The following is a 16,538-nucleotide window of genomic DNA, read 5'->3' on the forward strand; positions in this document are numbered from 1 at the left end:
AGCGACCCGATGACCACCCTGACCCTGGTACGCGGCGACATCACCGAGCAGCAGACCGACGCCATCGTCAACGCGGCGAACTCGTCCCTGCTGGGCGGCGGAGGCGTGGACGGCGCGATCCACCGCCGAGGCGGCCCCGAAATCCTGGCCGCCTGCCGCGACCTGCGCGCAGGCCACTACGGCCGCGGCCTCCCCACCGGCCAAGCGGTAGCCACAACGGCGGGCCGCCTCGACGCCCACTGGGTCATCCACACGGTCGGCCCGGTCTGGAGCGCCACCGAAGACCGCTCAGCCCTGCTCGCCTCCTGCTACCGCGAGTCCCTGCGCATCGCGGCCGAGAAGGGCGCCAGAACCGTAGCCTTCCCGGCCGTATCCACCGGCGTCTACGGCTGGCCCATGGAAGACGGCGCCCGCATCGCGGTCCACACGGTCAGGGAGGCGGCGACCCTCCCGGTGGAAGAGGTCAGGTTCGTCCTCTTCGACGAGCGGGCGTACGAGGCGTTCGCCATGTACGTCGACTGACCACTCCCGCGCCTGCGGGGATGCTGCCTGAGTGGACCACTCTCCACGGGGGCGGGGCGCTTGTCGGCGTCGTGGTGCTGTTCCTGGTCGCCGGCCCGCGATGTGTCGCGGGCACGGCCCCGCCACTTCCGTGACAGGGCCGGGGTCCCGCAGAGCTATCGCTGCTGGGCGCTCCAGTCGGCGAGGTGGGTTTCGGCGATGTGTGCGCCGGGGGCGGGGAGCAGGTCGGATTCCTTGAGTGCGGCGCCCCAGTACAGGCTGTGCGGGTCCGTCACGACCGTGCGCGGGTCGTTCTTGACCGCGAGGCCCTGCCGGATGAAGTCCTCAAGCTCGAAGACGTCGGGACCGGCGACCTCCGTCGTGCCGTTGACGGGTTCGCCGGCGGCCGTGCGGGCCACGGCGGTCCCCACGTCGCCGGAGAAGATGGGCTGGATCTTGATGGGGGCGACGGTCACCGTGTCGCCCTCCGTCGCCGAGTCGGCGAGGCTCTTCGCGAACTCGAAGAACTGCGTCGCGTGCACGATCGAGTACGGAAGGCCGGAGGCCTTGATCATGTCTTCCTGGGCCTGCTTGGCGCGGAAGTAGCCGCTTTCCTGCAGGCGGTCGGTGCCGACGACGGAGAGGGCCACGTGGTGCCTCACCCCGGCGTCCGCCTCCGCCTTGAGCAGGTTGGTCGTGGAGACGCGGAAGAACTTCGTGACGGCGTCGTCCTCGAACGAGGGGGAGTTCGAGACGTCCACGACGACCGACGCTCCCTGGAGCGCCTCGGCCAGACCCTCCCCGGTGACGGTGTTGACACCCGTGTTCGGCGCCGCCGGCACCGCCTCGTGGCCGTGCTCGTTGAGCCTGGCGACCACCTTCGAGCCGATGAGCCCGGTTCCACCGATTACGACGATCTTCATCAGGGGTTCCTTCCAGAGTTCTCACGGTGCTCCGGCCGCCCTCGGTGGGGCCGTTTTCCGGCACCGATCGTGTTTGTGCTGCTCAAGTAGAGACAAGGCAGCCGTCCCGCCTGTGACAGGACACGCTGCGGGGGCCCAAAGGCTGATGTCGTTTTTTCGCCAGCCCGGGGCGGCGCCGTGCCCGATGCTTGAGTCATGCACACCGACACCGAGCGTTGCGTGCGTGCCGTCCGGTCCAAGGACGCGCGCTTCGACGGGTGGTTCTTCACCGCGGTCCTGACCACCCGGATCTACTGCAGGCCCAGCTGTCCCGTCGTGCCGCCGAAAGCCGAGAACATGACGTTCCTGCCCAGCGCCGCCGCCTGCCAGCAGGCCGGGTTCCGGGCGTGCAAGCGGTGCCGGCCCGACACCAGCCCCGGGTCGCCGGAGTGGAACGCGCGCGCCGACACCGTCGCGCGGGCCGTGCGGCTCATCCAGGACGGTGTCGTCGACCGCGACGGCGTTCCGGGGCTCGCCGCGCGGCTCGGGTACTCGGCCCGGCAGATCGAGCGGCAGCTCAGCGCCGAACTGGGAGCGGGACCGCTGGCCCTGGCCCGTGCGCAGCGTGCGCAGACGGCCAGGGTCCTCATCGAGACCACCACACTGCCGATGGCCGAGGTGGCGTTCGCCGCCGGGTTCGCCTCGATCCGCGCGTTCAACGACACCGTGCGCGAGGTGTTCGCGCTGTCACCGAGCGAGCTGCGCGCCCGCAACGCCCGGCACGGGCATGGCTCCGAGCCAGCAGCGCCCGGGGTGATCAGCCTGCGGCTGCCGTTCCGCGCGCCCCTCAACCCCGACAATCTCTTCGGGCACCTCGCCGCCACCGCCGTGCCCGGCGTCGAGGAGTGGCGGGACGGGGCGTACCGCCGCACGCTCACCCTGCCGTACGGTCACGGCATCGTCGCTCTCGCGCCGCGCGCCGACCACATCGCCTGCCGGCTCCTCCTCACCGACCCGCGCGATCTCACCCTCGCCATCAGCAGCTGCCGCCGGCTGCTCGACCTGGACGCCGATCCCGTCGCCGTGGACGAACAGCTCGCGTCCGACCCCGAGCTGGCGCCGCTGGTGGCCGAGGGGCCGGGACGGCGGGTGCCCCGCACGGTGGACGCGGCCGAGTTCGCCGTACGGGCCGTGCTGGGCCAGCAGGTCTCCACCGCCGCGGCCCGTACACACGCGGCCCGGCTGGTCACGGCGCACGGCGTGCCGATCGAGGATCCGGAGGGCGGGCTCACCCATCTCTTCCCCACCCCCGAGACCCTGGCCGGGCTCGATCCGGAGGCGCTGGCCATGCCGCGCTCCCGGCGGACGACCCTGACCACCCTGGTCGCGGCGCTCGCCGACGGCTCCCTGCGGCTCGGCGCCGACAGCGACTGGGAACAGGCCAGGGCGGAGCTGTCCGCCCTGCCCGGATTCGGGCCCTGGACCGTCGAGTCGATCGCGATGCGCGCGCTCGGCGACCCCGACGCCTTCCTCCCCGGCGACCTCGGCGTACGCCGCGCCGCCCAGGACCTCGGCCTGCCGGCCACCCCTGCGGCGCTCACCGCACGCGCGGCGGCCTGGCGGCCCTGGCGCGCGTACGCCGTCCAGTACCTGTGGGCCACCGGCGACCACCCCATCAACCACCTTCCTGGCTAAGGACATTCGACGTGCACAAGCAACACACCGTCATCGACAGCCCGTACGGCCCGCTGACCCTCGTCGCCACGGACGGCAGGCTCAGCGGCCTCTACATGGTCAACCACCGGCACCGGCCGCCGGAGGAGAGCTTCGGCGACTCCGATCCGCGCCCGTTCCGGGAGACCGAGCACCAGCTCGCCGCCTATTTCGACGGCGAGTTGACCCGCTTCGACCTGCCGATCAGCCTCGCGGGCACCCCGTTCCAGCTGAGCGTGTGGGAACAACTCCAGCTGATTCCCTACGGGGAGACCCGGTCGTACGGCCAACTGGCCGACGCCCTGGGCAAACCCGCCGCGTCACGCGCGGTGGGACTCGCCAACGGCAGGAACCCCATCAGCATCATCGTCCCCTGCCACCGGGTCATCGGCTCGACCGGCAGCCTCATCGGCTACGGCGGTGGCCTCGACCGTAAACAACGACTGCTGGTCTTCGAAGGCGCAGCCACCGTGGCCCCGGTCGGAGCGACACTGTTCTAGGTCGTGTCCGCGAAGTCTCGTCTGGCTCGCGATGCCCGGCACGCACGCTCGCGGCGTTGCCGACCTGCCCGAATAGCTCCGCTACGAGGGCACATCGGCGCCTTGCGATCGCACGTACCAGCCCCCGCGAGCCCCGCCCAAAGGGCGGACGACGATACTTCGCGGACACTCCCTAGGCGTGAAACCCCCTGAGCAGCGCGGGCAGTGAGGTGCCGATCGGTTCGCGTACGACCTCGTCCGCGCGGTCGTCGTACGGCGTCGGCTCGGCGTTGACCACGACGAGCCGCGCGCCGTGGTCGGCGGCGACGCCCGCCAGTGACGCGGCGGGGTGCACCTGGAGCGTCGTACCGACCGCGACGAACACCTCGCACGCCTTGGCGATCGCCAACGCCTGCCCCAGCACCTCGGGATCGAGCCGCTCGCCGAACATCACCGTCGCCGACTTCAGGATCCCGCCGCACACCAGGCACGCCGGATCGTCCTCACCCGCCGCGACCCGGTCCAGCGCGTCCGGCATCGCGGAGCGCGCATGGCACCGGGTGCACACGACCGACCGCGCCGTGCCGTGCAGTTCGAGCACCTTGCGCTCCGGCATACCGGCGAGCTGGTGCAGCCCGTCAACGTTCTGGGTGATCACCCGGACCGCCGTACCGGACCGTTCGAGCTCCGTCACCGCGCGATGCCCGGCGTTGGGCTCGGCGCGCAGCGCGGGACTGTCGCCGCGCATCCGCCACGAGCGCCGCCGGATCTCCGGATCACTCATGTACGCGTCGTACGTGACGAGCTTCTCGGCCTCGGGATCGCGGCGCCACACCCCGTTCGGGCCGCGGTAGTCGGGGATGCCGGAATCCGTCGAGATCCCGGCGCCGCTGAGGATCGCGACGAGAGTCATACCGCCGAGCGTAGCTTGATCACCTCACCGGACGCCGCCCCATTTCCGGCGGCCGGCATCCGCCTTCACGCCGCCGCCAGGGCGAGGCTGACCGGCATCACGAGCGTGGTGAAACTGCCCTGGTCGGCCGAGCGCACCAGCACAGGACCGGTCACTTCGGCGATCTCCAGCAGCGCATCAGGGCCGACACCGGACTCCAGGGCCGGCGCCAGGACAGCCGGGTCGAAACCGATCCGCGGTCCCGCGTCGCAGACGGCGGGCAACTCCCGCCGCTGCGAACCGTCCGGCAGGGACACGACGATCTCGTCCGCCCCGAACCGGATCGCGACCGCCGGGGCGTCGAAGCTGGCGACGACCGCGAGCAGAGCCGTCCGGTCCACGATCACCCGGCGGTCGGCGGGCGCCGGCAGGATATGCCGGTACGCCGGGAACTCCCCCTCACCCAGGGCCAGTTCACGCTCGCCCGCAGCTCCGCCGAGCTTGGCGCCGGTGGCGTCGGCCGTTACCACCACCTCGGCGGAGCGCGCTGCCCACGTCCCCGCCTCGATCAGGTCCGCCGCCTCGACCAGCAGCGCACGCGGGGGTCCTTCCACCGACGCCGGGCGCAGCGTACGCACCGACAGCCGGTAGCGGTCGGTGGCCACCAGGCTCACCTCACCGTCGTCGATCTCCACGAGCACACAGCCGAGCACCGGATGCTCCGCGTCGTGCCCGACAGCCGGTACGACCTGCCGCACGGCCGCGGCCAGTTCCGCGCCGTCGAGCCGTACGACCGTCGAAGCGCCCTCCGACAACGACCGCAGCACGGCCGCGATCGTCGCGTCGGCGGCCAGCGTCCGCTCCCGCACGGCGGTGCGGTGCCGCTCCAGCACGTCGCGGGCCGCCTGCGACCCGTCCCCGTCCAGTACGACCGTGACCTCGGCCAGCGGCAGGCCCGTCGCGCGCAGGTCACGCAACAGCTGGGCGCCCGGCACCTGGTCCGGGCGGTAGTAGCGATAACCGGTCGATCTGTCGACATGCGCGGGCAGCAGCACCCGGCAGTCGTCGTAGAAGCGCAGCGCGCTCGGTGCGAGACCGACGCGCCGCGCGAAGGCGCTGATGCTGAGCAGTTCAGGGGTGCCGTCCATGCCGCGATTCTCGGCGTTCGACACACTTGAAGGTCAACTCACCGGACGGCCGTTCTCCAGCTCCACCGTGCCGGCACCGGAATCCAGCGCGTCGAGCCCCGCCTGCACCCGCAGCAGGAGCGTGCCCAGCAGATACGTGGGCAGCTCGGCGCGGTCCACGAGGCGCCAGGACACCAGCTCCTCCTCCTGCAGCTTCACCGCCGCCAGCTGCTCGGCGTCCAGCACTCCGCCGTCGTACAGATACGTGACGATCGGCGGCCGGCCCTCACCCACCACCCAGTCGACGGCGAGCATCCGGCCCGGCTCCAGATCGAGGCCGATCTCCTCCAGCGTCTCGCGCCTGGCACCCTGGCGCGGCGTCTCGCCCTCGTCCGACTCGATGGTGCCGCCCGGCAGCACCCAGCCCTCCCGGTAGTTGGGCTCTGCGATCAGTACGCGTCCCTCGCTGTCCCTGAAGAGAGTGGCGGCGCCGGCGAGGACCCGGGGGAGGCCGGCGATGTACGTGGCGTAGTCCGAAAGTGTCACACCGGAATCGTAACCGCGCCCGGTGCCACCCCTGTCTGACCTGTGGATCGGCCGGGACACCCGGGCCGTGCGGCGACGCGGTCCCGGGGCGCCGTACCCCTCGCACAACCCGTACGGATAAGCTCAAATCGGCGCGACTGCTTGTTCGACAGCAAAGGGATTGCAAGTGACGGACGGAGCAGTACTTCGTGAGGCCGCCTGCGTGCTCATCGCGGCGGACAAATTCAAGGGTTCACTCACAGCGGTCCAGGTCGCCGAGAGGGTGACCGCGGGGCTGCTGAGCGTCGCCCCCGAAGCGACGGTGGAGACGCTCCCCGTCGCCGACGGCGGGGACGGCACGGTGGCGGCCGCGGTGGCCGCCGGATTCGAACGGCGCGAGGTACGGGTCACCGGACCGCTCGGTGACGAGGTGACCGCGGCGTTCGCGCTGCGCGACGGCACGGCGGTCGTGGAGATGGCCGAGTCCTCCGGCCTGCAGCTCCTGCCCGACGGCGTGTTCGCCGCCCTCACCGCCACGACGTACGGTGCGGGCCAACTGCTCGCCGCCGCGCTCGACGCGGGCGCTTCGCACATCGTCTTCGGCGTCGGTGGCAGCGCGACGACCGACGGCGGCGCGGGCATGCTGACGGCCCTCGGCGCGCGCCTCCTCGACGCGGACGGCGCCCCCGTCGGCCCGGGCGGTGGCGGCCTGCGCGACCTCGCGACCGCCGACCTGTCCGGGCTCGACCCCCGGCTCGCCGACACAAACATCGTCCTCGCGAGCGACGTCGACAACCCGCTTACGGGGCCGAAGGGCGCGGCCGCGATCTACGGTCCGCAGAAGGGTGCGAGCGCGGCGGACGTCACCACGCTCGACGCGGCCCTCACCCACTACACCAAGGTCCTGGAGACCGCCATCGGCTCCCGTGCCACGGGCCTCGCCCACGCGCCCGGCGCCGGCGCGGCGGGCGGTATCGGCTACGGGGCCCTGGTCGGCCTGCACGCGAGCTTCCGGCCCGGTATCGAGGTCATGCTCGACGTGCTCGGCTTCGACTCGGCGCTGTCCCGCGCCACCCTGGTCATCACCGGCGAGGGCTCCCTGGACGAGCAGACGCTCCACGGCAAGGCGCCTGCGGGCGTGGCGGCGGCGGCGCGTGCGCGGAACGTCGAGGTGATCGCGGTCTGCGGGCGGCTGGCGCTGCGGCCGGAGGAACTGGGCAAGGCGGGTATCCGCCGCGCGTACGCACTGAGCGACCTGGAGCCGGACGCGGCGCGGTCGATGTCGCAGGCGGGCCCGCTGCTGGAACGTCTGGCGTCGAACATCGCGCGCGACTTCCTGATCTGACGGGTGTCGCCGTCCGGCGCGGTTTGTGGTTGCGGGTCTTGGTTGCGGTTGTTGCCGGGGGCCCTCCGGGGTCGTGTCCTGCGCTGCGGTGTCGCCGTCCGGCGCGGTTCGGGGGTTGCGGGTTTGCGACGCGGTGGTCGCCGGGCGCGGTGTCGCCGTCCGGCGCGGTTCGGGGTTGCGGGTTCTTGGTTGCGGTTGTTGCCGGGTGTCGTTCCGGGGTCGTGTCCTGCGCTGCATGATTTACGGCGCGTACTCCCGAGACGCGGAGCCACCGCCGAGATGCGCCACAAATCACGCTCTACGCTCCGGACACCACCCCTGCACGACCCCTTTCAGCCCCCGGCCGATCGGGACGGCTGCCCGGCCCCGCTGCCCGCAGGGCACCGCTTGCCCGCGCTGACGTGGGCGGTTGGGTGGGACCCGCCGGACGGGAGGGGGCCGGGGCCGGAGGAGGGGGGTGTCCGGACGTAAAGCGAAGGAGCTCATGCGACAAGCAGTCCGGACACCCCCCTCCGCAGGACCCGGACACCGGCACGGACGACGACAACCGCAACCCAGACCCGCACACCCCGCCGGACGGCGAACCCGCGGCGCAGCCAAGAACCCGCAACCCCCGCCGGACGGCGATTGGGCTCGTGCACAATCACCCGCTCGCGCCAGTGGGACACCGCAACCGTTCCCCGCCACGACATGGCCCCCGCTACGGCACCGATGCTGAGGTGTGGCTCCCATCTCCGGATATCACCGGACGGAAGGAGCCTGCATGGCCGCGCTCGAAGTGCGTGCCCTGACCGTCGGCTACGGTCCCGTGCGTGCACTGCGCGACGTCTCCGTCGATGTGCCCGCCGGGCGCGTCGTCGCGGTGCTCGGCGGGAACGGCGCCGGTAAGTCCACCTTGCTGCGGGCCATTTCGCGCACCCTCGGTTTCCATCGCGGCGCGGCCACCGGCACCGTCCGGTTCGGCGGGCTGTCGCTCGACGGCCTGAGCCCCGCGCGGGTGGTGGCCGCCGGGGTGGTGCAAGTGCCCGAGGGGCGGCAGGTGTTCGCCCGAATGACGGTCGCCGACAATCTGCGCGCGGGGTCGCTGGGGGCGTCCGGCGGGCGTAAAGAGGCCGCCAGGGCGCTGGGCGAGGTGCACGAGTTGTTCCCCGTTCTCGCCGAACGCGCGCGGCAGCGGGCCGGGTTGCTGTCCGGTGGTGAGCAGCAGATGCTCGCGCTCGGGCGGGCCCTGATGGCGCGGCCGAAGCTGCTGCTGCTGGACGAGCCGTCGCTGGGGCTCGCGCCGCTGATGGCCGCCCGGATCGCGGACACCGTCCGGGAGATCAACGAGCGCGGTACGTCGGTGCTGCTCGTCGAGCAGAACGCGGCCATCGCGCTGCGGCTCGCCAGCAGTGCGTACGTCCTGGAGGTGGGCCAGGTCGCGCTCGAAGGCTCCGCGGACGCGCTCGCCGCGTCCGACGAGGTGCGCAGGCGCTATCTCGGTGTCGTGGACGAGACCGCAGCCGAGGACGCGGACAGCGCTCAGCGGCCGGTGCTGGCGCGGTGGTCGGCGTGAGCGACGTACTCCCGCGCCCGCAGGACGACCACCCCGCGCGCCCGCCGGCCGAGGCACCCGCGCTGACCCTCACCGACGTCACCGTTCGCTTCGCCGGTCTCGTCGCCCTCGACGCTGTCTCGTTCACCGTCGAGCCCGGCAGTGTGCACGCCGTGATCGGTCCGAACGGTGCGGGCAAGTCGACCTGTTTCAACGTGCTGTCGGGGGTCTACCGCGCCACCTCGGGCAGTGTCCGGCTCGGGGACGACGAGCTGACCGGGCTCGCGCCGCACCGGATCGCCGCGCTCGGCGTGGCGCGGACCTTTCAGAATCTCGCGCTGCCACCGCACGCGACGGTCGCGGAGACCATGCTGCTCGGCCGGCACCGGCTGACCCGGGCCGGGTTCGTCGCGACGGGGCTCGGGCTGCCTTCGGCCGCCCGCGAGGCGCGCCGGCATCGCGAACGGGTCGCGGAGATCGCCGAGTTCGTCGGTCTCGCCGGGGATCTCGGCCGGCCGGCGGGCGCGCTGCCGTACGGGAAGCAGAAGCTCGTCGAGCTGGGGCGGGCGCTGTGCATGGAGCCCCAAGTCCTGTTGCTGGACGAGCCGGTGGCCGGGATGACCGCCGACGAGCGGCGGCGTACGGCGGCTGTCGTGTCGGGGGTGCGAGAGAGCCTCGGGATCTCGATCGTCCTGGTCGAACACGACATGGGGGTGGTGATGCGGCTCGCCGACGCGGTGACCGTACTGGACTTCGGCCGCAGGATCGCGAGCGGTCCGCCGGAGCGCGTACAGAACGATCCGGCCGTGGTGCGGGCCTACTTGGGCGCTGATGAGGGGAGCGGTTCATGACGACGCTGATCGAGCTTCTTCTCGGCGGCATTTCGATCGGCTCGGTGTACGCGCTGATCGCGCTGGGCTTCGTGGTGATCTTCAAGGCGACCGAGGTGGTCAACTTCGCCCACGCCTCACTGCTGTTGGCCGGCGGGTACGTCACCGCGTCGCTGCACGACGACATCGGGTTCTGGCCGGCGCTCGCCGTGGGCATCGCCGGGGCCGCCGTGGTCGGTGCGGCTGTGGAGTATCTGGTGATGCGGCGCTACCGGGGCTCCGACCAGAGCGTGCTGGCGATCGTCACCATCGGCGTCGACATCCTGCTCACCACCGAGCTGACCCGCAGGCTGGGTACGGACGTGCTGGCGCTCGGTGATCCGTGGGGCGACGGTGTCCTCACCCTCGGGGACATCACGATCGCCCAGACCCGGGTCGCGGCGTTCGTCGCGGCTGCCGTGCTCATCACGGGCTTCCTGCTGGCGTTCCGGTACACCAACTGGGGCGTGTCGATGCGGGCGGCGGCCGAGAACCCGGGGACGGCCGCGCTGATGGGCGTACGGCTGGGCCGGGTCTCGATGTCCGCCTGGGCGGTCGCGGGGGCGCTCGCCGCCGTCGCCGCGCTGTTCCTCACCGTCTTCCCGACGCCGGGACTTGAGCGCGCCACCTCGCTGGCCGCGCTCAAGGCGTTCCCCGCCGCGATCCTCGGCGGGCTCGACTCCACGACGGGGGCGCTGGCCGGCGGGCTGATCGTCGGGGTCACCGAATCCCTCGCGACCGGGTACCAGAGCGATCTGACGTTCCTGGGCCGGGGCATCGGCGATCTCGCGCCGTATCTGGTGATGCTCGTCGTACTGCTCGTACGGCCCGCCGGGCTCTTCGGTACGAAGGAGCTGGCCCGTGTCTGAGCTGCTGCGCGGGCCACGGACGTACGGCTGGGCCGCCGGGGCCCTGGTGCTGCTGGCCCTGCCGTTCTACCTGGACCGGTTCTGGCTCCAGGCGGGGCTGTTCGCCATGGCGGCGGCGGTCGGCGCCATCGGGCTGAATCTGCTGACCGGTGCGACCGGGCAGCTCTCCATGGGGCACGCGTTCTTCCTCGCCGTGGGCGCGTACGGCTACTGCGTCTTCGCCGGTGACGGCGGGAGCGCGGGCGGCCACCGGCTCGCCGGGCTCGGGCTGCCGACCTGGCTCGCCGCCGTGCTGGCCGTACTGCTCGCCGGGGTGGCGGGCGGGATCTTCAGCCCCATCGCCGGGCGGCTGCGCGGCGCGTATCTGGGGATCGCGACGCTGGCGCTGATCTTCATCGGGCAGCACGTGCTGTTCGACGCGACCGGGCTCACCGGCGGCTTCAACGGCCGTGACGTACCGCCGCTGTCGCTGTTCGGCATCCGCTTCGACGACAGTGTCACCGTCGTGGCGGCCGTGCCGTTCCAGTCGTCGGAGAAGCTCTGGTACGTGGCGCTGGCCGCGCTGCTGGGCTGTGGTCTGTTCGCCCGCGGGGTGCTGCGGGGCCGGCCCGGACGGGCCATGAACGCGATACGCGACCACCGCACGGCGGCCGGCGTGATGGGCGTGCCGGTGGCCCGCTACCGGGCCGCCGTGTTCGTCCTCTCCTCGATGTACGCGGGTCTGGCCGGTGTGCTGCTGGCCCTGATCTTCCAGCGGACCGTACCGGACTACTTCGGTATGACGCTGGCCCTGGAGTACCTGGCGATGATCGTCATCGGCGGCCTCGGCTCGGTCGCCGGAGCGGTCGTCGGCGCCGCTTTCGTCTCGCTGCTGCCCCAGGTGCTCACCCACTACAGCGACGGCCTTCCGCTGGTCTCCGAGCCAGGCGCGGGCGGCGTAGCCCCCGGTGAGGCCGCCCGCTATCTGTACGGCGCCGCGATCGTCGCGGTGGTCCTGTTCCTGCCCGGCGGCCTCACCCGCCCGACCCTGTCCTCACGGGAGAAGAAATGAAGCCACGTCCCATCACCACGCTCAGAGGCGGCGCCGCGCTGCTGGCCGTCCTGGCGCTGACGCTCACGGCGTGCAGCGGCAAGGCGACCGACAGCGACAAGGAGGGGGCAGACGCCGGGGGAGTGAAGACCGGGCAGGGCGTCACCGACAAGACCATCACGCTCGGTGTCCTCACCGACCTGACGGGTGTCTACGCCTCGCTCGGCAAGAGCGTCACACAGGCCCAGCAGCTCTGGGCGAAGCAGGTCAACGCGGCGGGTGGCATCTGCGGCCGGGACATCAAGCTGACCGTGCGCGACCACGGCTACGACCCGCAGAAGGCCGTCACGGCCTACAACGAGCTGGCGCCGAACGTGCTGGGCTTCGCCCAGTTCATCGGCTCGCCGTTCGTCGCGGCGGTCAAGCAGCGCATCGACGGCCAGGACAAGGGGCTCGTCCTGCCGCAGGCCTGGTCGGCGAGTCTGCTGGGCAGCGAGTACGTACGGGTGATCGGCGCGACGTACGACATCGAGACCATCAACGCCCTCGACTACCTGGTCAGCGAGAAGCGCATCGCCAAGGGCGACAAGGTCGGGCATGTCTACTTCGAGGGCGACTACGGCGAGAACGCGCTCGCCGGGTCGAAGTACGAGGCCGAGCAGGCCGGGCTCACCATCGTCGAGCAGAAGATCAAACCGACGGACAACGACATGTCGGCCCAGGTCGCGACCTTGAAGAGGGCCGGCGTCAAGGCCATCGTGATCAGCGCGGGCCCGGCGCAGACCGCTTCGCTGGTGGGCGTCGCGGCGGCGAGCGGCTTCGACGTCCCCGTCGTCGGCAACAACTCGACGTTCGCGCCGCAGCTGCTCGCCACCCAGGCGGGCCCCGCGCTGATGAAGGACTACTACATGGCGGCCTCGACGCTGCCGATCGGCTCGGACGAGCCCGCGCCCGCCAAGCTCGCCAAGGAGTACAAGGCGGCCTATCCGAAGGCGGAGCTGGACAACGGGGTGGTGGCCGGTTACGTCGCCGGGACGCTCTACGGCGATGTGCTGAAGAAGGCGTGCGACGCCAAGGACCTGACCCGGGCGGGGGTCGGCAAGGCGTTGCTGTCCACGTCCTCGTACCAGGGCTTCGGTATCACGCACGACTTCTCGGACCCGGCGGCCCCGTCCACCCGGCAGTCCGTGATCATGAAGCCGGACGACAAGGTGCCGGGCGGGCTGCGGGTGGTACGGCCCGCGGGGACAGCCAAGAACGCCGAGGCGTTCCAGGTCACGGCCGGCGGCTGAGACGAACGAAGAGGGCCCGGGTGCGATCCGCACCCGGGCCCCTCTTTCACGTTTCGTACTCCTACTGCTCCGCGCGCGCCTCACGGCGGTTGTCACGGAACGTGTTCACGCGCCGTGCCGTGGCGAACAGCGGGATCACCGCGCCCGTCACCACCTGGAGCGCACAGCCGGTCTGCAGCAGCAGCTGCCCGCCGGGCGCGTCGAACGCCCAGGCCGCCAGCAGTGCCATCGCCGAGACGATCCAGCTGAGCATCGCCACCGCGAGAATGCCGCGCGGCTTCGGGTACTCGACCCGGCTCACCATCAGCCACGCCACGCCGATGATGGCGAGCAGCGTGGGCACGAAGGGGAGCTCCAGCAGCACGATCGAGACGACCGTCAGCGCGCCGAAGGGGCTCGGCATGCCCTGGAACATGCCGTCCTTCAGCGTCACACAGGAGAATCTGGCCAGCCTCAGCACGACGGCCAGCAGCACCACGATCGCCGCCAGCGCCGACACCCGCTGGTGCGCGTCGTCGGCGACCATGCCGTAGACGAGGACGAAGTACGCCGGCGCGAGACCGAAGCTGATCAGATCGGAGAGATTGTCCAGCTCGGCGCCCATCGGCGAGCTGCGCAGCCGGCGCGCCACGAGCCCGTCGAACAGGTCGAAGATCGCCGCGCACAGCATCAGGATCACGGCGGTGGCCGCGGAGTGCCGCGCCATGCCGCTCTCGTCACTGCCCGTGAGATGCGGGATGAGGATGCCGGTGGTGGTGAAGTACACCGCCATGAAGCCACAGGTGGCGTTGCCGAGTGTGAGGGTGTCCGCTATCGACAGCCGCAAGGACAGCGGAATGTCTTCCGCCTCGTCCTCCTCCTGCGCCTCGGCGACCCAGCCGGTCTGAGTCTCGGGATCAATGACGGTCAATTCGAGTCACCCCTGCGGTCGTGGCCTGACCGACCTCGACAGCGACATCCACACCTTCGGGAAGGTAGATGTCGACGCGCGAGCCGAACCGGATCAGGCCGATACGCTCGCCCTGCTCCACCTTGGTGCCCTGCGGCAGATAAGGAACGATGCGACGGGCCACGGCGCCGGCGATCTGCACCATCTCGATGTCACCGAGCTCGGTGTCGAAGTGCCAGACGACGCGTTCGTTGTTCTCGCTCTCTTTGTTGAAAGCCGGAACGAACCCGCCGGGAATGTGCTCGACGGAGGTCACCGTGCCCGCGAGGGGAGCGCGGTTGACGTGAACATTCAGCGGGCTCATGAAGATGGCGACGCGGGTGCGTCCGTCCTTCCACGGCATGATGCTCTGCACCACACCGTCGGCGGGGGAGATGACGCGGCCCTGCGTGATCTCACGCTCCGGGTCGCGGAAGAACCACAGCATGCCCGCCGCGAGTACGGTGACGGGCACGGCGAATGCGGCGGCGCCCTTGGAGCGGCGGGCACGGGCCAGGCCGATCGCTGCGGTCGCGACGGTCGGGAGGAGCCACGGCGATGCTCCGCGCGCGAGGCGGACCCGGCCGCGTGGTGCAGAGGTTTGGCTGTGGGGCATGGATGACCTTCGTAGCGGATGATGCCGCGCTGGCAACGGGGGACGGCGGCTTTCCACCGATGGTATCGGTTGCGAGCCACAACTGAGCAAGCCAGCACCCGAGTCGAGCGGCTTGAAGCCAGTGTCAGATGGCGACAGGGTGTGATCTTATCCGTCGCGAAACAACCTCAAAAGCGACAATCAGCCCTGGAATCGGTACTCCTCCAACAGTCGGCGCCCAATGATCATTTTCTGGATCTCGGCGGTACCTTCGCCGATCAGCAGCATCGGCGCCTCCCGGTAGAGTCGCTCGATCTCGTACTCCTTCGAGAAGCCGTAACCGCCGTGGATCCGGAAGGCGTCCTCGACGACTTCCTTGCAGTACTCGGAGGCGAGGTACTTCGCCATCCCTGCCTCCAGGTCGTTTCGTTCACCGGAGTCCTTTTTGCGTGCCGCGTTGACCATCATCGCATGCGCCGCCTCGACCTTGGTAGCCATCTCGGCGAGCTTGAACTGGATGGCCTGGTGCTCGGCGATGGCCTTGCCGAAAGTGTGCCGCTGCTGGGCATATGAGACGCCCAGTTCAAAGGCGCGTTGTGCGACGCCGCAGCCACGCGCCGCGACATTGACACGGCCGACTTCGACACCGTCCATCATTTGGTAAAACCCTCGGCCGGTCGTGCCGCCGAGTACCCGATTGGCCGGAATGCGAAGTCCGTCCATGATGAGCTCGGTCGTGTCGACGCCCTTGTACCCCATCTTGTCGATCTTCCCCGGGATGGTGAGCCCGGGACGCACCTCGCCGAAACCGGGCTCCTTCTCCACCAGGAACGTCGTCATCGACTTGTGCCGCGCGGTGCCTTCGGGATGTCCTTCGTCACTCCGGCACAGCACGGCGACGAGTGTGGACGTCCCACCGTTCGTCAACCACATCTTTTGGCCCGTGAGTACGAAGTCGTCGCCGTCCCTGACGCCCTTGGACGTGATGGCCGACACGTCCGAGCCGAGCCCCGGTTCCGACATGGAGAAGGCGCCGCGCACCTCGCCCGCCGCCATCCGGGGCAGGAAGGTGTCCTTCTGCTCCTCGGTGCCGTGCTGCTTGAGCATGTAGGCCACGATGAAATGGGTGTTGATGATGCCCGAGACGGACATCCAGCCGCGGGCGATCTCCTCCACGCACAGCGCGTAGGTGAGCAGGGACTCACCGAGTCCGCCGTACTCCTCCGGAATCATCAGCCCGAACAGGCCCAGTTCCTTGAGTCCTTCGACGATCTGCTGCGGGTACTCGTCGCGGTGCTCGAGTTCGGTGGCGACCGGGATGATCTCTTTGTCGACGAAGTCCCTTACCGTCGACAGGATCTCGCGCTGTACGTCGGTCAGGTCCGCTGTCTGTGCGAGTCGGCTCATCTCACTTCTCCCGTGACTTCTGCGGCGGATCCAGCGGTTCGGGGCGGCCCGGCTGTTCGCCGCCGCGCTCCTCGACATAGGCCCGGGTGGGGACCATCACCTTGCGGCGGAAGACACACACCACCGTGCCGTCCTGGTTGTAGCCCCGGGTCTCGACCTGGACGATGCCCCGGTCCGCCTTGGACCGCGACGGGGTCTTCGCGAGGACCGTCGACTCGCCGTAGAGCGTGTCGCCGTGGAAGGTCGGTGCGATGTGCTTCAGCGACTCGACCTCCAGATTGGCGATGGCCTTGCCCGAGACGTCGGGCACCGACATGCCGAGCAGCAGCGAGTAGACGTAGTTGCCCACGACCACGTTCTTGCCGAAGTCCGTCGTGCTGCCCGCGTAGTTGGCGTCCATGTGCAGCGGGTGGTGGTTCATGGTCAGCAGACAGAACAGATGGTCGTCGTACTCCGTGACCGTCTTGCCCGGCCAGTGTTTGTAGACCGCGCCGACCTCGAACTCCTCAAATGTGCGCCCGAACTGCATC

At 70.5% G+C, this 16,538-nt stretch carries 17 protein-coding genes; 9 read left to right on the forward strand and 8 right to left on the reverse strand.

Annotated elements, in window-relative coordinates; genetic code table 11:
* Positions 1–9: 9 nt before the first annotated feature.
* The gene (locus OHS57_RS30570; protein ID WP_328583983.1) at positions 10–522 is read left to right on the forward strand and encodes an O-acetyl-ADP-ribose deacetylase; all 513 of its coding nucleotides are present in this window, start codon (positions 10–12) and stop codon (positions 520–522) included.
* 155 nt (positions 523–677) lie between these two features.
* Here the strand turns inward: OHS57_RS30570 and OHS57_RS30575 are convergent, their stop codons facing one another.
* Positions 678–1,424, reverse strand: a complete 747-nt coding sequence (locus OHS57_RS30575; RefSeq protein ID WP_328583984.1) for an SDR family oxidoreductase — start codon at positions 1,422–1,424, stop codon at positions 678–680.
* 195 nt (positions 1,425–1,619) lie between these two features.
* Between OHS57_RS30575 and OHS57_RS30580 the strand changes: the two genes are divergently transcribed.
* On the forward strand, positions 1,620–3,098 hold the full coding sequence (locus OHS57_RS30580; protein WP_328583985.1) for an AlkA N-terminal domain-containing protein: 1,479 nt from the start codon (positions 1,620–1,622) through the stop codon (positions 3,096–3,098).
* A gap of 11 nt (positions 3,099–3,109) precedes the next feature.
* A complete protein-coding gene (locus OHS57_RS30585) occupies positions 3,110–3,616 on the forward strand; it encodes a methylated-DNA--[protein]-cysteine S-methyltransferase (RefSeq protein WP_328583986.1) in 507 nt (168 codons plus the stop codon).
* Positions 3,617–3,788: 172 nt separating this feature from the next.
* On the opposite strand, the gene OHS57_RS30590 is transcribed toward OHS57_RS30585, so the two are convergent.
* From OHS57_RS30590 to OHS57_RS30600, 3 genes are all read right to left on the reverse strand, one after another.
* Complete coding sequence (locus OHS57_RS30590; protein ID WP_328583987.1) at positions 3,789–4,508, reverse strand: SIR2 family NAD-dependent protein deacylase; 720 nt, start codon at positions 4,506–4,508, stop codon at positions 3,789–3,791.
* A gap of 65 nt (positions 4,509–4,573) precedes the next feature.
* Positions 4,574–5,635, reverse strand: coding sequence for a DNA polymerase III subunit beta family protein (locus tag OHS57_RS30595; RefSeq protein WP_328583988.1), 1,062 nt, complete (start codon positions 5,633–5,635; stop codon positions 4,574–4,576).
* Between the two features lie 33 nt (positions 5,636–5,668).
* A complete protein-coding gene (locus tag OHS57_RS30600; RefSeq protein WP_041992560.1) occupies positions 5,669–6,160 on the reverse strand; it encodes an NUDIX domain-containing protein in 492 nt (163 codons plus the stop codon).
* A 166-nt stretch (positions 6,161–6,326) separates the two neighbouring features.
* Here OHS57_RS30600 and OHS57_RS30605 point away from each other — a divergent pair, with 166 nt between their 5' ends.
* The 6 genes from OHS57_RS30605 to OHS57_RS30630 all read left to right on the forward strand — a co-directional run bounded on the left by OHS57_RS30605 (position 6,327) and on the right by OHS57_RS30630 (position 13,078).
* Positions 6,327–7,484, forward strand: coding sequence for a glycerate kinase (locus tag OHS57_RS30605; protein ID WP_328583989.1), 1,158 nt, complete (start codon positions 6,327–6,329; stop codon positions 7,482–7,484).
* Positions 7,485–8,247: 763 nt separating this feature from the next.
* The gene (locus OHS57_RS30610) at positions 8,248–9,039 is read left to right on the forward strand and encodes an ABC transporter ATP-binding protein (RefSeq protein ID WP_328583990.1); all 792 of its coding nucleotides are present in this window, start codon (positions 8,248–8,250) and stop codon (positions 9,037–9,039) included.
* Positions 9,040–9,101: 62 nt separating this feature from the next.
* The gene (locus tag OHS57_RS30615) at positions 9,102–9,869 is read left to right on the forward strand and encodes an ABC transporter ATP-binding protein (protein ID WP_328585207.1); all 768 of its coding nucleotides are present in this window, start codon (positions 9,102–9,104) and stop codon (positions 9,867–9,869) included.
* On the forward strand, positions 9,866–10,756 hold the full coding sequence (locus OHS57_RS30620) for a branched-chain amino acid ABC transporter permease (RefSeq protein WP_041992570.1): 891 nt from the start codon (positions 9,866–9,868) through the stop codon (positions 10,754–10,756). Before OHS57_RS30615 ends, OHS57_RS30620 begins: the two co-directional genes overlap by 4 nt.
* Positions 10,749–11,807 (forward strand): branched-chain amino acid ABC transporter permease, encoded by a 1,059-nt coding sequence (locus OHS57_RS30625; protein ID WP_328583991.1) that lies wholly within the window; start codon positions 10,749–10,751, stop codon positions 11,805–11,807. The genes OHS57_RS30620 and OHS57_RS30625 overlap by 8 nt, the downstream gene beginning before the upstream one ends.
* The gene (locus tag OHS57_RS30630; RefSeq protein ID WP_328583992.1) at positions 11,804–13,078 is read left to right on the forward strand and encodes an ABC transporter substrate-binding protein; all 1,275 of its coding nucleotides are present in this window, start codon (positions 11,804–11,806) and stop codon (positions 13,076–13,078) included. Before OHS57_RS30625 ends, OHS57_RS30630 begins: the two co-directional genes overlap by 4 nt.
* 61 nt (positions 13,079–13,139) lie before the next feature.
* Here OHS57_RS30630 and pssA read toward each other — a convergent pair whose 3' ends face one another.
* The 4 genes from pssA to OHS57_RS30650 form a co-directional block, all read right to left on the reverse strand.
* A complete protein-coding gene (gene pssA / locus OHS57_RS30635; RefSeq protein WP_041992578.1) occupies positions 13,140–13,988 on the reverse strand; it encodes a CDP-diacylglycerol--serine O-phosphatidyltransferase in 849 nt (282 codons plus the stop codon).
* Positions 13,975–14,622, reverse strand: a complete 648-nt coding sequence (locus tag OHS57_RS30640) for a phosphatidylserine decarboxylase (RefSeq protein ID WP_041992581.1) — start codon at positions 14,620–14,622, stop codon at positions 13,975–13,977. The genes pssA and OHS57_RS30640 overlap by 14 nt, the downstream gene beginning before the upstream one ends.
* 180 nt (positions 14,623–14,802) lie before the next feature.
* Complete coding sequence (locus OHS57_RS30645) at positions 14,803–16,008, reverse strand: acyl-CoA dehydrogenase family protein (protein ID WP_041992584.1); 1,206 nt, start codon at positions 16,006–16,008, stop codon at positions 14,803–14,805.
* A 1-nt stretch (position 16,009) separates the two neighbouring features.
* Positions 16,010–16,537, reverse strand: coding sequence for a MaoC family dehydratase (locus OHS57_RS30650; protein WP_328583993.1), 528 nt, complete (start codon positions 16,535–16,537; stop codon positions 16,010–16,012).
* Position 16,538: the final 1 nt, after the last annotated feature.

Source organism: Streptomyces sp. NBC_00370 (genome assembly GCF_036084755.1).
GTDB lineage: Bacteria > Actinomycetota > Actinomycetes > Streptomycetales > Streptomycetaceae > Streptomyces.

Bases quoted from the DNA above. Each gene is read 5' to 3' on its own strand.
- OHS57_RS30570 (WP_328583983.1), top strand. From the start codon at position 10: ATGACCACCCTGACCCTGGTACGCGGCGACATCACCGAGCAGCAGACC.
- OHS57_RS30575 (WP_328583984.1), bottom strand. From the start codon at position 1,424: ATGAAGATCGTCGTAATCGGTGGAACCGGGCTCATCGGCTCGAAGGTG.
- OHS57_RS30580 (WP_328583985.1), top strand. From the start codon at position 1,620: ATGCACACCGACACCGAGCGTTGCGTGCGTGCCGTCCGGTCCAAGGAC.
- OHS57_RS30590 (WP_328583987.1), bottom strand. From the start codon at position 4,508: ATGACTCTCGTCGCGATCCTCAGCGGCGCCGGGATCTCGACGGATTCC.
- OHS57_RS30595 (WP_328583988.1), bottom strand. From the start codon at position 5,635: ATGGACGGCACCCCTGAACTGCTCAGCATCAGCGCCTTCGCGCGGCGC.
- OHS57_RS30610 (WP_328583990.1), top strand. From the start codon at position 8,248: ATGGCCGCGCTCGAAGTGCGTGCCCTGACCGTCGGCTACGGTCCCGTG.
- OHS57_RS30620 (WP_041992570.1), top strand. From the start codon at position 9,866: ATGACGACGCTGATCGAGCTTCTTCTCGGCGGCATTTCGATCGGCTCG.
- OHS57_RS30630 (WP_328583992.1), top strand. From the start codon at position 11,804: ATGAAGCCACGTCCCATCACCACGCTCAGAGGCGGCGCCGCGCTGCTG.
- OHS57_RS30640 (WP_041992581.1), bottom strand. From the start codon at position 14,622: ATGCCCCACAGCCAAACCTCTGCACCACGCGGCCGGGTCCGCCTCGCG.
- OHS57_RS30645 (WP_041992584.1), bottom strand. From the start codon at position 16,008: ATGAGCCGACTCGCACAGACAGCGGACCTGACCGACGTACAGCGCGAG.
- OHS57_RS30650 (WP_328583993.1), bottom strand. From the start codon at position 16,537: ATGCAGTTCGGGCGCACATTTGAGGAGTTCGAGGTCGGCGCGGTCTAC.